Here is a 15518-nt window from a genome sequence, read left to right as displayed (position 1 = left end):
AAATTATTTTTAAATTATTTTTTTTGCTTTAATTCCATTTTTGCAGTGACGCTGATATTGCCTGTAAAAACTATAAAATTTAATTTCATCTTCAGAAATTGAGTACTGTTTAAAAAATATACGCATTGCTTCTACAGCTGTGCAATTCATATTCGAAACTGAGATATCAACATAAGCGTAAAAATCCTCAATAAATAGTTTTTCTAAGCAGATCGCTAAAAACCTACGCTTTCGTAATGGTATTGAAAATCCTTTTTCGTAAAAATATTGCGGCGAAATGTGTATTAGATATTTTTCAGAATACTCCTTAAAGTTTTGATTTGGCTTTTCTGTTTTTTTATCTAAAACATTGAAAAGCAAAATACCGATTAACGATTTTTTTGTTAATGTATGCTCTGTTCCGTAGCGAATTGATATGTATTTTTTTATGTGGGGCTTTACAGGTATAGTAATAGAAATAAAATCAGTTTTTTTTTTCACGGGTGGTTTTTTTGATTTGGGTTTCAAAAATGCATTTTAAAATAAGCTAAACTTTCCCGTTAGAATTACCTTATAGTTTGTAAAATTAATAAAATTCCTAATAAGGCATTATTTTGACATCATAATTTTCAAGTTTTTTACTGTCCTATTTTTTAGAATGCTACAAACTTAATTTAGCTTAAAAATTAGGAATGGCATCGGCAATTGATTTATATAATTTAGAAAAACAATTAGCGAAAAAGGGAACGACTGCTTTAAAAGTAGCGCTTAAAAATGCCATAAATTCAACGGTTGAAATTAAAACATTTGTAGCATTGAATACCGCAAATTCACGCGCGGTTTACAAAGACCAACGATTGCAAAGAATTACCATTCAAGCATCTCACTATGTTTTTAAACAAAATTACGGTTTCGAAGGCTCTAAGTCGAACGGCATAAATATGCGATTAAATCAAACAGATGTGCTTTCAAAAGCACTAGATAGTTCAAACATTTTAAACACTTTAGCTGATGGTATTGCAGAAATTCGTTTAAGTCAAGTAACCACACTAATAAATTTCTCTAAAAATGGCAGGTAGAAAAGAAATCCCTAGAGAAATATCAATTTACGTCAATGATGTAGCTGTAGTTAATTCCTTTACTGGGATTAATAGAGCTATTAGACAAACAAATAATGAGATTGGCGCATTAAATAAAAACTCTGAAACTTACGAGCAAGATTTGCAACGTTTGAAAACTACTTTAAGTGAGTTACAAGAAAAACAATCAGAGTTCAAAGAAGAGATTCAGGGAACAAATATGACTGTTGGCCAGTTTAAAGAATCAATCTCTCAAATATTCACAGGCTTACAATCGGGTGATTTAGAAACCGCAAAAGAGGGTTTTGAGGGCATCAAAGGTTCAATAAGTGGGATGGTAAAGTCTGCAGCTGCTTTTATAGCAACGCCACTTGGTGCTGCCATAGCTGTAATTTCTACAATTGCAATAGGTACTAAGGCTATTTTTGATTTTAACCAAGGCCTCCAGGAATCAAATAAACTTCTTGAGGCTTTTGGATTGCAGGGAGATCAACTACGTAAAGTTAGATCTGAAATACAAGCTACAGCTGAAACTTTTGATAAGGATTTTAAAGAAATTGGTGAACGAGCCAATTCCCTAGCTAAAACTTATGGTATTTCAATGTCAGAGGCTAATGCAGAAATTGCGCGCGGTCTTGCTGATGGTGGTGCGCAAAATTCAGAGTTTCTGGATAGTCTCGGAGAGTACGATGAGTTTTTTGCTAAGGCAGGATACTCTGCGCGTGATTTTGTCAATATTGTTAATACAGGTTTTGATTTAGGAATATATTCAGATAAACTACCGGATGCTTTAAAAGAGGCTGATTTATCATTGAGAGAACAGACTAAAGCCACCCGCGATGCGTTGACCAATGCTTTTGGAGCTTCGTTTACTGATACAATTTTAGCTAAAGTTTCAAGTGGTGAAATAACCACAAAAACGGCTTTAGAAAATATTGCTCAAAAAGCTAAAGAAACAGGATTAACTCAACAGCAACAGGCACAGTTAACGGCTGATGTTTTTAGAGGTGCGGGAGAAGATGCTGGTGGAGCTCTGAAAATTTTAGAGGCAGTTGGTGCTTCTTCAAAAAGAGAATTGTCAGAAAGTGCAAAAGCATCGCTGGAACTGGTTGAAGCAAATGAACGTTTGAATAAGGCTCAATCAGATTTATTTGAAATCGAAGGTTTTAGTTCAATTTGGACTAATATAAAAATAGAATCAACAGATGCTTTAACCTCTATTTTAGAATGGATTCTAGATGTAAAAAAGGATATACAGCCGCTTATTGATTTCGTTGGAGTTGTTTTTGTAAATGCATGGCATGGATTAAAAACTAGTGTACAAATTGCTTTTGATGTAGTTGGAGGTGTTTTAAAATCTTTTTCTAACACAATTGGCACTATATTTAATTTCGTAATAAAACTGTTTAAAGGTGATTTTTCAGGAGCCTTAAATGTTTTGAAAAACGGTTTTACAAAATTAGCAACTATAGTTGGCGACACTTTTGCAAAAATTAAAAATCATGTTATAGATGGACTGAAATCTATAATTAATAATGTAGCCCCATTCCTTGATGCTGTAGGAATTGATGTAGATAAACTCCAAAAAAAATTAGATGGTTTAAAATCTAAAAACATAGTGTTAAAAACTACTCCAGAAACAAACAAACCAAACGGATCTAATCCGGATGCAGCTGCTACAAAAATTACTGCTGAAGAGTTAGCCAAACAAAAAGCGCTCAGAGATGCTGCGCGACAAAAAGAAATTGATGCTAATCAAAAAGCGCTTGATAAAAAGAAATCAGACCAACAAAAGCACGATAAACTTATATGGGATCAGGCAATGTCCCTGGCAAAATCTCAAAGTGATTTAGCCAAAGCTGAACTGGATAGTTTTATTACTAATAATCGAACTAAAATTGATAGTACAAAGCAATTAACTCCTGAATTAATTGCTGAGGAAACGAAAAGGCTTGACGAAATTAAATTCCGTCAACAAAATGCATTAGCAGAAAAGCGCTTAAATGATATAGCAAAGGCGGAACACGAAATTAAATCTGAAACAGAATTAGCAAACGTCAAAAAAGCAATTGATTTAGAGTATTTAACTGCTGAACAAAATTTAGAACTTCAATTTTTGGATGCTACAACTGTATTAAAAAAACAGTATGAAGAGCAGCAAAAACAATTGGCCCTTGAGCAATTGCAGGCTGAAAATCAGTTACAAGTAATTGAAGCTGATACTAAGGCACAGCAAGAATCTATTAAGCAAGCACAGGATTACAGGACTAAATTAGCAGGTTATAAAAAATTACTTGAGGATAAAAAAATTACTCAGTCCCAATATGATCGTTTTGAAAAGGCGGCAAAAAAAGAACAAGAAACATTAGATCGCGCCAGAGAATTACAACAATTACAAGGAACGCTTGGAGGATTAAATCAAGTGGCTGGTGCTATTGGTGAAATGTTTGGACAATCAAAAGGATTAGCTATCGCTCAAGCTGGAATTAATGGTGCTATGGCTGTGACATCTATTTTGGCACAATATCCAAAATTTGATGGTGGTTTTGCTATGTGGGCTGCTATCGCTGCTGCAGGAATTACGACTATTGCTCAGGTCGGTAAAATTACCAATACGAAAAGCCCAAAAACCCCGAAATTCTTTTACGGCGGTTTTAATAACTCAGATGGTTCTGGCGGCCCTACGGGTAATACGGCTTATCTCGGAACTGATGAATACGGCAAGATAACAGGCGTTACACACGATGAAGAGTGGATTGCTCCAAAAGTAATGACGCAGTCACCAAGATATGCAGCAACATTTTCATGGTTGGAGAACGAACGTAAATCAATGATAGGTAATAAATTTTTTAATGGTGGTGAATCTTCTAGTGGCACAGTTGCGCCATTTGTCGCGAATTCAACTAATGATGATGCCCTTCTAATTGCTATTAATAAACTGAATGATCACTTAGACAGAGGTATAAAGTCTACAGCGCTAATAGGCTATAAAGAAGCAAAAAATATCAAGGAATTGAATGATGAAAGAGAAATGTCTAACCAATACGGAATAATAAGTCAATGATACAAATAGATAAATTTCCAGCCGAAAACAAGGTCTGTTTAGATGGTAATAGTACCATTGTTTCTATTACTTCAAGTAATGGTTTAGGATTCTATTTTAGAGCAAAAATTTACATCAATGATGAATTATTTGATGAGCAAAGTTGGTCTAGAAAAAATGATAAAACCGCTGAAAAGGATTTGAAAAAACTATATCATGCTTATTTTGAAACAGTTTTCAAATCTAATATTATAAATGGTTTAGAGCAGCAAAATCACCTACTTAAAAAGGTTTCTATTATTGTAGAAGAGTATAATTTGGCTAATGATATTTTGGTGCAAAGTCTGAATTTACCGCAATTCTATTTAATGTACAATGTAAAACCTGTTTTATTTGATGACACTATTAAAGTTCAATTGTTAGATGGTAGGAGTGAATTATTACAAATATCGTCAAAGGGCAAAATTGCGGTACCTTTTATGGTTAATGCTTTAAATGAGACTTTAACAGTAGAGTTAATAGATAATTATGGCAATGTCATTAATTCTCTTGGTAAATCTAATTTTTCAGATAAGAGGGTATATCAGTATTTTTTCGATTTAGCTACCGTTTCTATTCCGGAATCCACTCTTTATTTGACACTCAAGATTAGTGTGGGAAATACTTTTGTTGCTAAGAACTTTAGATTTTTTAATTCTTCTCAATATTCTATAAAAGAAATTGTTTTTGCAAACAATTTTGGTTATTGGGTCTATGCGTATTTAGATGGCAAATTGACTATCGAAAATAATATTGATACTAAAACCTACGAGCAAAATGACGGTTTTGAGAAAGTATATGAAATTAATGAAAAAGAAACTTATACCCTGAATTCAGGAACTTTGTTATTATCTGAAAAGAATATCTTAAATCAAATATGTACAGCAATTGAAGCTAAAATTTATTGGCAGACTAAATACATATCATTGGTAAATGCGACCAAAAAAATTAATACTTACAATGAAAGAGAGTATTTGTACTCTGAAAATTTAAGTTTTTCAGTTCGTGAAAACACAGATATTGATAATCAATTATCCACAAGGAAAGCTTACTACTCTAATAAATACAACCCATCATATTATAAAACCAATTAAAAATATAAATAATGATTTTAAAAGATATTATTCTAAACCTCATAAATGCAAAAATCAGGAATAATCCAGCTGAGATAGAGCCTGAAGATCATGCAACTGTTGAAGAGCAAATTTTAGATGCAATATTTATACCCTATCAAGTAATTGAAATGGATTGTACTTTAGAATTTATACAAAATAATTTTATTTGGGATGAAGTTCCAGAGAAAGGTTTGGGTAAAAATTTAATGGTTGGATTTGCATATTGTAATGGAAATAATGGAACCCGCGACCGCCGAAAATTGACATCTGTGTGCTATAGTGATGAAGAAGGACCATTTATTTATGATTATGGCGAAATGGGTAATGAATTTGGATCTGAAAGTCATGTTTTAACAAAGGAAGAGCTTCCTAGTACTATTGATATCGATACATCAGCTGGAACAGATGAGGGTAATGATTACATGACTACAGGTAGGCAAAACGAAGGGAGAATTACATTGCAAACTGGAGGTTTGGATAAAGCCCACAATAATATGCAGCCTTCAATTGTTTCTTTTTTTGTTCAAAGAGTATGAGTTTGATAAAAATAATTGCCAATAATTATGAATTAGAAATTGTTCGTGAAACCTTAACCATCACAAAAGAAAACAATTCTTTTAGTAATGATTTTAAGGTTTCGCGTTCTGATTTCCCATTTTTAATTGTCGAAAATTCAAAAACTAAAAAAGCAATTGGTTCCAGGGATATTACCTCGTTTAATAAACCAAAGGTAGTACCGGTTGTGGTAGAGGAACTCAACGAAAGGTATTACGGTCAATTACAAATCATTTCGTATTTGCCAGGTTTTAGAAAGGTTACTTTGAGATACGCGACTCAATTGCTAGAAATTACTGAGAAGCCTATCGCTGCTTTCATGCCTAGTATTTCAGTAATACCAAACGAAAATAATCCAGTACCATACACTCAGGAATCTGAGTTGCTCCTGGAAGGCGCCTCTAGTTTTAATCAATTTGCTAAAAATCAAATAACGAAATCATATCCTGAAGTTAAATTTAATTTTCCAAAAATGTATTGGAGAAATAAATTCGGAACTGAATTAAAAGCGGATGATGAATGGTTTGGTTATTTAGGATTCGTGAACTTTTTTGATGACGATTTGAATTTTGTTTCAAACACTTATACAATAGCCTCCGAAGTTGTAACAACTTCAAATGGTAACGTTCCCTCGCCACAGCTTTATTTATTGAGTCCTCTGTTTTATGCACTGCAAAGTTTAGGGTGGCGAATGGTTGGTGACTTTGTTGAATCGGAGTTTATTCAAAAAATAATACTCCTTTCGTCTAAAGATAATCTTTGTAAAACAAATGTTTACGCAGCTCCTACTCAATTAAACTTTTCAAATCCATTAGTTTGGGAAGCTATCCAGGTAGCTTATGCAGGCAGAGGTCCGCAGTATACAACTTACAGAACTAAAATACAGTTTACATTAACTCAAGATAAAAGTTTTATTTTAAACTGGAAGTTTAAAATAACGGATGCAACTACTGATCTACCAGGGCAAATTAAAACTTATGCTCGTTTAGATATTACTGGCTCAGGAGGCGGTACTAGGGGTGGAGGAAATGCCACGACTTATGATAGGTATGGCGATAGGATTTTGTTGTTTTCAAACACCATGAATGGTAATAATTTAGTTTTTCAAGGAACTCATGAGTTTAAAGGAGTGGCAGGTGATGTCGTGACAATAACATTCGGTAATTTACATAAAACCCCACCGGTTGAATATTCACTTTCATTATATAATAATGATGGTAAAAAGGTTTTTTATCAATTTCATCCCACAATAGATTTGGGTAGGTTCTGCCCTGATTGGACTTTTGGAACTTACCTTAATGAGCTGAAAAAATTATTTAATTTAAAAATAACTATTGATGACACTACTAAAAAATTGGCACTGAATTTTAATGAAGCAATTATTCAAAGTTCTGAAAAAGTAGTTCTGAAAAAGTCTTTTCTGATTAAGAGCCATGAGCACACTCAATTTGATGCGTTTCATCTTAAATTTGAAAATGATGAAGATAAAAGTGTATGGGTTACGCGTGCAGGTTCGCAATTGTTTTCCAAACAGGAAAGTTCGTTCGTTAATACAATAGAATCAAAATTCAAATTTGTTCCAAGAAATGGTTTAAGCAGTGTTTTGTCGGATGATCTTGAGAGTAAATCAGGAGTTGGATTGATGATTTATGATTCGGATTTTGCACCGCATACATCAGAAAGTTTTAATGAACAAAAATTGCAAATTGAAGGTGATAAAGGCATCTGTAATACTTTTTGGAAAAACTTCTTGAAATTCAGACTGAATGCAGAACCAATTGAAATAGTTGGTTATTTTACAGAAATTGAATTGTCAAAAATTCAAAAAACAGAAAGAATTTATATTGATCATCAGGATTTTTTTGTTTCAGTTCTCGAGTATTCAGAAACTGAAAAAAACAACTTTGAGGTTTTAATGAAATTGGAAAGTGTAAATTTCTAAACAACTGACCGACATTCATGCCGGTCAGTTCTATTGCTTAATTGCATTAATTATTTTAAAATGCACATCATCCTGGGTGGTGTCCAGAAAGTCGCCTTCATAAACGCTATGAACATCGCCCCTAGTGTGGCCAGTAAGCTCCATAATAACATCCCTGTTCAGTTCCAGTTTTTTCCCAATATCGATGAAGGTATAACGAGCCGTTTTTGTTGTGAAATAGCTTTCAATTCCAATAGCTTTAAGCCATTTTTTAAATTGTAAATTATAATTTTTTCGATAATTGTCGTAATCGGTTTTTCTCCAGATGTTTGTTAGGTAGTCAGACTCATCCTTGTATAAGTCTAAAATAGATTGCGCTTCAGGAAAAATTTTGTTGTTAATCCATTCATAAGTTGAACCGCCTTTAAATCTTTTAAAAATGATTCGGCCATTTTTCACATGCTCAGAGTATTTTAAATTGGCAATATCTATAAAGTCGAGCCCACCAAGATAAAAGCATAACAGAAAATAGTTGTGATAGTGATATTCTCTTGATTTTGTTTTTTCAGTGTTATTCCATCCTTTTATTGTAGGTCCGTTGTATGGATTGTTAGTGTTTAAATTCTTTATAACACTTTTCATTTCATCAATAGAGAAGTATTTGTCTTTAGTTTTTTCGTTTTTTTTCATCACACCCAAAAATGGTTTTTTGAATGAAGTAGGGGTAAATGCCTCTCTTTTTATTCCTTCGTTATAAATGGCGCGCATTGTTCGTAAATAAACGTTTATTCCGTTTGTTGTGCATCCATTTTGCAGTTTGTAATCTCTGTATGAGATAAGAAAATTATAATTGATATCGCTAAATGCGATATCGTTTTTAAATTGCTTTAAAATTGATAAATGCAAGGTGTACGTTTTGTGAACCTTTTTTTCATTTCGTTTGTATTCTGCAGCTAGATCAAAGCCAAACTTTAAAAAACTTTCTGAATTTTCGTTTTTTAATGTAGTCTCAATTTTTTGCATGCTCCATTTTTCTTGAGCAGCTGTGTTTTTCAATTTTATGAGCTCTACCTTTTTGGTGGCAATCCATTCGTAAAGAAATAGAAAGTTTGGATGTTTTTTATTTGGTTCAAAAGTTTCTGTGTTGAATTCCTCAAGAAAGGCGTAGTGATCTGTTTGAATCCATTTTTCACTTCCTTTTTTTAGATAAACATAAATTTTGATCGGATAGCCCTTTGAAGTAATTTTTCTTTTGTCAAGTTTTAGTTCAATTTTCATTTGCAGTCTTTTTGCAGAAAAAATGTATATTTATGTATATTTATTTCCTATTTAATTAATCAATTTGTTTTTTTTGAAGACAGAAAATTGCAATTTTGGAGTGTTTTAAAACAAATAAAGCGTTGTGAAACAACGCTTTATTTATTAGTGGAGAATACCGGATTCGAACCGGTCACCTCTTGCCTGCCAGGCAAGCGCTCTAGCCAAATGAGCTAATCCCCCAATCTTGTCGCAAATATATGATTTTAATTATCCAAAAAACAAATTTCCAAAAAACAAATCCATTCCTTTTTCTCAAAAATTGAAATCATTCGGTAGTTTTTTTAACTTTACCCTAAAAAATCCCTATGTCATCAATACCGTCTACAGGTTCGCTTACTACAACTATCAACGCAGCAGTTGCAACACTTACATTTGGCCATCCTGCAAGCAATTCGTTCCCAAGAGTTTTACTAGATCAGTTAACCGAAGCTTTAAAAGCAATGAGTAACAATCCAGAGATATCTTTAATTGTAATTCAAAGCGAGGGCGAAGGCGCTTTTTGTGCAGGTGCCTCATTTGATGAACTCTTGGCGGTATCCAATGAAGCAGAAGGAGCTCATTTTTTCTCTGGTTTTGCCCATCTTATCAATGCCATGCGTTCCTGCTCAAAGTTGATTATTGGTCGCGTACATGGTAAAGCAGTGGGCGGTGGAGTAGGTATTGCCGCAGCTTGTGATTATGTTTTAGCATCTACTTCGGCAGCTATAAAACTCTCTGAATTAGCCATCGGCATAGGTCCGTTTGTTATCGAGCCTGCCGTTTCTCGTAAAATTGGTAAAACTGCCATGTCCGAAATGACGCTTGCTGCTCACGAATGGAAGTCGGCCGATTGGGCTGTTGCCAAAGGTTTATACGCCGCGACCTATACCACGCAACAAGAACTTGACGCTGCCGTTGCTTCGTTTAGCACCAAATTGGCGAGTTACAATCCGGAGGCATTATTTGAAATGAAAAAAGTGCTTTGGGAAGGAACCGAAAACTGGGATACACTTTTGTTAGAGCGCGCCAGCATTTCTGGAACTTTGGTTTTGTCTGAGTTTACTAAAAATGCTTTGGCACAATTCAAAAAATAGTTGAGGTATTTTTTTTAGGAGCTTTTTCCTGCTGTACACTATATTCCCGATAAATAAAAACTACGGCAAAAAAGCCTTGTTTTTCTAAATCGGGAGATGCCGTTTCCATCAGGGCTATGGGTTTATCCATTCTGAAGTTAAGTTTTTTTAATATTCGTATCATTTTAATAAGAGGTTACACTTTTCAAACTCCGCTCCAAAAGCCATTGCCTAATATTTACAGCTTATTTCTCGCTTCTATTTCCTAAATTTGCATCAAAATTCAAGTCTAATGAGCAATATCAGAATTACAAAACAATTTAGTTTCGAGACCGGGCATGCCTTGTATGGTTACGATGGCAAATGCAAAAACGTACACGGACACAGTTATAAATTGTCAGTAACCGTAATAGGAACGCCAATCACAGATCGTTCTAATGTAAAATTCGGAATGGTAATTGACTTCACGGATTTAAAGAAAATTGTAAAAGAAGAAATCGTTGATCAGTTCGATCACGCCACAGTTTTTAATGGTACCACGCCACATATTGATCTAGCCAATGAGCTTATCAATCGTGGGCATCACGTAATTTTGGTGGATTACCAACCTACGAGTGAGAATATGGTAATTGATTTTGCAAAACGAATCAGCAACAGACTTCCAGAAGGAATTGCACTTTTCTCATTGAAATTACAAGAAACAGAATCGTCTTTTGCAGAGTGGTTTGCTAGCGACAATATTTAATATTTAGGCCGTTTTCATGACTGTACCTCCTAACAAAAAGATTTATTTTGCCTCTGATCAGCATTTTGGTGCGCCAACGCCTGAGTTGAGTTTTCCCCGAGAACAAAAGTTTGTGGCTTGGCTAGACGAAGTAAAAAAGGATGCCGAAGCGATTTTTTTGTTAGGTGATTTATTTGACTTTTGGTTCGAATACAAAACAGTAGTTCCCAAAGGTTTTGTTCGTGTTTTGGGTAAGTTAGCCGAAATTCGCGACAGCGGAATTCCTATTTATTTTTTTGTAGGCAACCACGATTTATGGATGGCTGATTATTTCCAAAAGGAATTGAACATCCCTGTTTTTCATGACAATCAAGAGTATACTTTTGGTAATAAAACTTTTTTAATCGGACATGGCGATGGCAAAGGCCCTGGTGATTTAGGATACAAACGCATGAAAAAGATTTTTACCAATCCGTTTTTTAAATGGCTTTTCAGATGGTTGCATCCGGATATTGGCGTGAGGTTAGCACAGTATCTTTCTGTAAAAAACAAACTAATTTCAGGCGATGAAGATGTGAAATTTCTTGGCGAAGACAACGAATGGCTGATTCTTTATTCCAAGAAAAAATTGCAAACCAAACACTACAATTACCTTGTTTTTGGCCACCGTCACTTACCAATGAAAGTGTCTGTCGGCGATAATTCTGAATACGTAAACCTTGGCGATTGGATTATATATTTTACTTACGGTGTTTTTGATGGTGAGAATTTTGAAATTAAAAAATTCCAATCTTAATTTAATCCTTCTCCATATACATATTTTTCCAAATTAATAGTAAACAAAGTTCCCATTACTAAGTCTTTCACCGCTGAAAGTTCAGTCATAGTCACCGCTAAATCTATTTGAGAATTAGGTGTTTTTAACAAAAAGCGCTGGCATTGTTGCTGAAACTCGCAATTCATACACGACTTATTGTTTTCAAAACTATCTTGAATACAATTGGCAAACAGTTGCAATTCCTGAGTCGTATAGTAAAAACCCATGTCTTTAAAAATGATCTGTATACGATCTGAAAGAAGCTGCTCTCCTTTTTTCCAATAAAATGAGGTTCCTAAATGGTTCTGATAAATGGTTTTGATGTCGTGCATGAGCTACTCTTTTTTACAAAGATAATTATTATTTAAAATTATTCTAAATAATAAATTGTAAAAAAGACTTAAAATTTTATGACTAAGGATAGCATCGCTAAACAGACTTATGACTCGCTTTTTTCATGGTCTTCAACATCTTTTTGCAGGTCTAATTTTCTGAAAGTAGGTGATACCGCTCCTGTAAAAAATACCGTTACCAAAGTCATTACACCACCAAACACTACTGCATTTACAGTGCCCATAAGTTTTGCGGTCAATCCACTTTCAAAAGCGCCTAATTCATTTGAGGATCCTACAAAGATTGAATTTACAGCTGCTACGCGGCCTCGCATCGAATCCGGTGTTTTTAATTGTAAAATGGTTTGTCTAATCACAACTGAAATTCCATCGAACAGACCACTTAAAAACAAAGCGACAACTGAAATCCAAAAAACAGAGGATAGCCCAAAAACTATCATACACAGTCCAAAGGCAAATACAGCCAGTAATAATTTGATTCCTGCATTTTTTGTAAACGGAATGTAAGCCGAAAGAATCAGCATTAAAAATGCCCCAACTGCCGGTGCGGCACGCAACACACCAAATCCTTGTGGACCCACTTTTAAAATGTCTTGCGCAAAAACAGGTAACAGCGCTACGGCACCACCAAACAAAACGGCAATCATATCCAAGGACAAAGCACCCAAAATGGTTTTGTTAGTAAATACAAATCGTACGCCTTCTTTCAAGCTGTCCATTATAGGTTCCCCAATTTTCGGATTCAAAATAGGCTTTTTTTCTATCTGAGTTAGCGCAAGCAAAGCAAGTACGGAGCAAAAAAGCACTACTGCCATCGAACTCGGTACTCCAAACCAATTGATCGAAAAACCAGCTACAGCAGGCCCAAGTACAGAACTTATTTGCCAAACAGAACTACTCCAAGTTGCTGCATTAGGATATATTTTTTTGGGAACGATAAGAGCCAACAAAGAGAAAATCGTTGGACCTAGGAAGGCACGAACTGCACCGCCCAAAAACACCAAAAAGTAAATGAAATACAACAAGGTCGTCTTAGATATATCTTTTGTAATTGAGGGCAAAGTACATAAGAATAGGCCTAAACTAATAACTGCAAAACCTAAAATGCATTTTACAAGTAGGCCTTTTTTTTCCTTTTGATCTACAACATGTCCAGCAAATAGTGCCATCGTTATAGCGGGAATTACTTCCATTAAACCAATAATCCCTAGCGATAGCGGGTTTTTAGTCAAACTATAAACTTCCCATTCTATGATGATAAATTGCATAGACCAACCAAATACCATGGCAAAACGCAACAATAAAAAAATAGTAAATTCTTTGTAACGGAGCGCTGCGTAAGGATCAGTTTTGGTACTAGTCATGGTGTTATGCTTTAATATCTTTTAATCGCAATTGGGTTGTAACGGTGCCGTTCCATTCGTTTTCGTCAATGCAATAAACAGCCTGAAAGGTTTTTTGATGTGAAGTAATATCTAATTTAGCACCAAGATTAAATCCTATTGCCGCAACGCCAGCTGAATGATTTTGTTTCACAAAAAGGCGAATGTGTTCGTCTTCTTTACCCATTGGCTTGCCATAACCAGTATCTTTTACATTTTTGGTTAAAAATACGGGAGTCATATTTTGTGGCCCGAAAGGTTCAAATTGTTTTAAAATCCGAATCAGTTTGGGAGTGATGTCGTTAAAATCAATTTCGGCATCGATGGTAATTTCAGGAACCAATAATTCGGGTGGAATGGTTTGTTTGACCTCATTTTCGAATGCATTTTTAAACGACTCGTAGTTTTCTTTTTTTAAAGTCATACCGGCAGCATACATGTGGCCACCAAATTGTTCTAAATGTTCGGCACAAGATTCAAGAGCATTGTAAACATCAAATCCTTTTACGGAACGTGCCGAAGCGGCATATTTGTCGCCACTTTTGGTAAAAACTAATGTCGGTCGGTAGTAGGTTTCAATTAAGCGCGAAGCTACAATTCCGATGACTCCTTTATGCCAATCTTCTTGAAAAACAACGGTAGTAAAGCGTTCAGTTTCGTCATTTTCAATGATTTGTTGCAGAGCTTCTTTTGTAATGTACTTATCTAAATCTTTGCGTTCTGCGTTATAAGCTTCAATTTCTGAGGCAAACTGTTGCGCTTGTTCAAAATCAAATTCGGTTAACAATTCAACAGCGTGATTGCCATGTTTGATGCGGCCAGCAGCATTGATGCGGGGAGCAATGATAAATACTACATCGGTAATATCTAAAGTTTGTTTTTTTAATTGATGGATAATGGCTTTGATTCCCGGTCTCGGATTACTATTGATAACTTGTAATCCAAAATGAGCCAAAACTCTGTTTTCTCCTGTCATTGGTACAATGTCTGCAGCAATGGCGGCAGCTACTAAATCAAGATATTCCGTTAAATCAGTTACGGTTTGATTCCTATTGGCGCCTAGTGCTTGAATGAGCTTGAATCCAATACCGCAACCACACAATTCATCATACGGATAAGTGCAATCGTCACGTTTGGGATCAAGTATTGCTACTGCATCGGGTAGGGAATCGCCTGGCCTATGGTGGTCACAAATGACAAAATCAATGCCTTTATTTTTGGCGTAAGCCACGTGATCAATTGATTTAATACCGCAGTCTAAGGCAATAATAAGTGTAAAATCGTTATCCTCTGCAAAGTCAATCCCCTTAAACGATACTCCGTAACCTTCGTCATAACGATCCGGAATATAAGTGGCAACATTAGGGTAAAACGACCTTAAGTAGGACGATACGAGTGATACCGCTGTTGTTCCATCCACATCGTAATCACCAAAAACCAGTATGTTTTCGTTTGCTGAGATGGCATTTTCAATGCGTGCGATGGCTTTGTCCATATCTTTCATCAAGTATGGATCATGTAAATGTTCTAGACTTGGTCTAAAAAAAGCCTTGGCTTCTCCAAAAGTAGTAATGCCGCGTTGAACGAGTAAAGTGGCCACAAATTCCTCTACATTAAGTGCTTTAGCCAATGCAGTTACAGTTTCTTGTGGCGGTTTTGGTTTTAGTGTCCAACGCATACTTATTCTGAATAATAAATTGGTGTTATAAATTTTGTAATCTTGAGCGCATTAGCAATCATTTGATCAGAATTGATTGTGATGCAACTAACAATGAGATTATAGTTTTATTTTGCCACTAAGGGACTTCCGTAAAAAGCAATGCCATCCCAACCTGTTTTCATGAAATTGCGAATGTTTTGGTGATTGGTTCCGTTTGGATCTCCCAAAACATCTTCAAAATAATACGCTCCAAAACAAGCTAAAGTAGCTTCTGGACTTAGTTGGTGCATTTCGGCGAAAGCCAAAAGTTTACACGAACCTGAATTTTCGCCAGCAGCATTGTGCTGTGTACCGTTTTCAAAGGCGGTTGGAGTAAAATCATAGTGGGCTTCAATAACAGCTATAGTATCTGCAAATGCGATTGATTCTGGTGTTGCATGTAATTTTTCTAAAAAAGCTTCAATAGTCATGATCTGAAA

General features: G+C 35.0%; 15 protein-coding genes and 1 tRNA gene. 8 read left to right on the top strand and 8 right to left on the bottom strand.

Translation table 11 applies throughout. The features are described from left to right. Positions 1–9 precede the first annotated feature (9 nt). Positions 10–480 carry a hypothetical protein gene (locus tag KBJ98_RS02010; RefSeq protein ID WP_210788017.1) on the bottom strand — a complete coding sequence of 157 codons (471 nt, stop codon included), beginning with the start codon at positions 478–480 and terminating at the stop codon, positions 10–12. A 191-nt stretch (positions 481–671) separates the two neighbouring features. Here KBJ98_RS02010 and KBJ98_RS02005 point away from each other — a divergent pair, with 191 nt between their 5' ends. Genes KBJ98_RS02005 through KBJ98_RS01985 form a run of 5 tightly spaced genes read left to right on the top strand, consistent with a single transcriptional unit; the run spans position 672 to position 7752 of the window. After that, positions 672–1058 carry a hypothetical protein gene (locus KBJ98_RS02005; protein WP_210788016.1) on the top strand — a complete coding sequence of 129 codons (387 nt, stop codon included), beginning with the start codon at positions 672–674 and terminating at the stop codon, positions 1056–1058. Beyond that, complete coding sequence (locus KBJ98_RS02000) at positions 1048–4122, top strand: phage tail tape measure protein (RefSeq protein WP_210788015.1); 3075 nt, start codon at positions 1048–1050, stop codon at positions 4120–4122. Before KBJ98_RS02005 ends, KBJ98_RS02000 begins: the two co-directional genes overlap by 11 nt. Further along, positions 4119–5234, top strand: a complete 1116-nt coding sequence (locus KBJ98_RS01995) for a hypothetical protein (RefSeq protein WP_210788014.1) — start codon at positions 4119–4121, stop codon at positions 5232–5234. Before KBJ98_RS02000 ends, KBJ98_RS01995 begins: the two co-directional genes overlap by 4 nt. Before the next feature lie 11 nt (positions 5235–5245). Next, positions 5246–5791, top strand: coding sequence for a hypothetical protein (locus tag KBJ98_RS01990; protein ID WP_210788013.1), 546 nt, complete (start codon positions 5246–5248; stop codon positions 5789–5791). Continuing rightward, a complete protein-coding gene (locus KBJ98_RS01985) occupies positions 5788–7752 on the top strand; it encodes a hypothetical protein (RefSeq protein WP_210788012.1) in 1965 nt (654 codons plus the stop codon). The genes KBJ98_RS01990 and KBJ98_RS01985 overlap by 4 nt, the downstream gene beginning before the upstream one ends. A 30-nt stretch (positions 7753–7782) precedes the next feature. Here KBJ98_RS01985 and KBJ98_RS01980 read toward each other — a convergent pair whose 3' ends face one another. Next, entirely contained in the window at positions 7783–9009 is a 1227-nt protein-coding gene (locus tag KBJ98_RS01980) for a tyrosine-type recombinase/integrase (RefSeq protein WP_210788011.1), read from the bottom strand. Between the two features lie 148 nt (positions 9010–9157). After that, a tRNA-Ala gene (locus KBJ98_RS01975) sits at positions 9158–9231 on the bottom strand. Between the two features lie 125 nt (positions 9232–9356). Between KBJ98_RS01975 and KBJ98_RS01970 the strand changes: the two genes are divergently transcribed. Then, complete coding sequence (locus KBJ98_RS01970; protein WP_210788010.1) at positions 9357–10124, top strand: enoyl-CoA hydratase/isomerase family protein; 768 nt, start codon at positions 9357–9359, stop codon at positions 10122–10124. Here the strand turns inward: KBJ98_RS01970 and KBJ98_RS01965 are convergent. Next, the gene (locus KBJ98_RS01965) at positions 10114–10254 is read right to left on the bottom strand and encodes a hypothetical protein (protein ID WP_210788009.1); all 141 of its coding nucleotides are present in this window, start codon (positions 10252–10254) and stop codon (positions 10114–10116) included. The genes KBJ98_RS01970 and KBJ98_RS01965 overlap by 11 nt on opposite strands. Before the next feature lie 141 nt (positions 10255–10395). On the opposite strand from KBJ98_RS01965, the gene KBJ98_RS01960 reads away from it, so the two are divergent. Together KBJ98_RS01960 and KBJ98_RS01955 are read left to right on the top strand one after the other, a co-directional pair. Then, on the top strand, positions 10396–10848 hold the full coding sequence (locus KBJ98_RS01960) for a 6-pyruvoyl trahydropterin synthase family protein (RefSeq protein WP_210788008.1): 453 nt from the start codon (positions 10396–10398) through the stop codon (positions 10846–10848). 16 nt (positions 10849–10864) lie between these two features. Continuing rightward, a complete protein-coding gene (locus tag KBJ98_RS01955; protein ID WP_210788007.1) occupies positions 10865–11623 on the top strand; it encodes a UDP-2,3-diacylglucosamine diphosphatase in 759 nt (252 codons plus the stop codon). Here KBJ98_RS01955 and KBJ98_RS01950 read toward each other — a convergent pair. The 4 genes from KBJ98_RS01950 to KBJ98_RS01935 all read right to left on the bottom strand — a co-directional run bounded on the left by KBJ98_RS01950 (position 11620) and on the right by KBJ98_RS01935 (position 15509). After that, positions 11620–11976 carry a hypothetical protein gene (locus tag KBJ98_RS01950; RefSeq protein ID WP_210788006.1) on the bottom strand — a complete coding sequence of 119 codons (357 nt, stop codon included), beginning with the start codon at positions 11974–11976 and terminating at the stop codon, positions 11620–11622. The two genes, KBJ98_RS01955 and KBJ98_RS01950, sit on opposite strands and share 4 nt — an antisense overlap. Before the next feature lie 107 nt (positions 11977–12083). Continuing rightward, positions 12084–13361, bottom strand: a complete 1278-nt coding sequence (locus KBJ98_RS01945; RefSeq protein WP_210788005.1) for an MFS transporter — start codon at positions 13359–13361, stop codon at positions 12084–12086. A 4-nt stretch (positions 13362–13365) separates the two neighbouring features. Beyond that, a complete protein-coding gene (gene recJ, locus KBJ98_RS01940) occupies positions 13366–15057 on the bottom strand; it encodes a single-stranded-DNA-specific exonuclease RecJ (RefSeq protein WP_210788004.1) in 1692 nt (563 codons plus the stop codon). A gap of 107 nt (positions 15058–15164) precedes the next feature. Beyond that, a complete protein-coding gene (locus KBJ98_RS01935) occupies positions 15165–15509 on the bottom strand; it encodes a HopJ type III effector protein (protein ID WP_210788003.1) in 345 nt (114 codons plus the stop codon). Between the last annotated feature and the right edge of the window lie 9 nt (positions 15510–15518).

It is taken from the genome of Flavobacterium erciyesense, from assembly GCF_018069925.1.
In the GTDB taxonomy this organism is placed as follows: domain Bacteria; phylum Bacteroidota; class Bacteroidia; order Flavobacteriales; family Flavobacteriaceae; genus Flavobacterium; species Flavobacterium erciyesense.
Note: the sequence above shows the minus strand (reverse complement) of the source record. Positions and strands in the feature narration are given on the sequence as shown.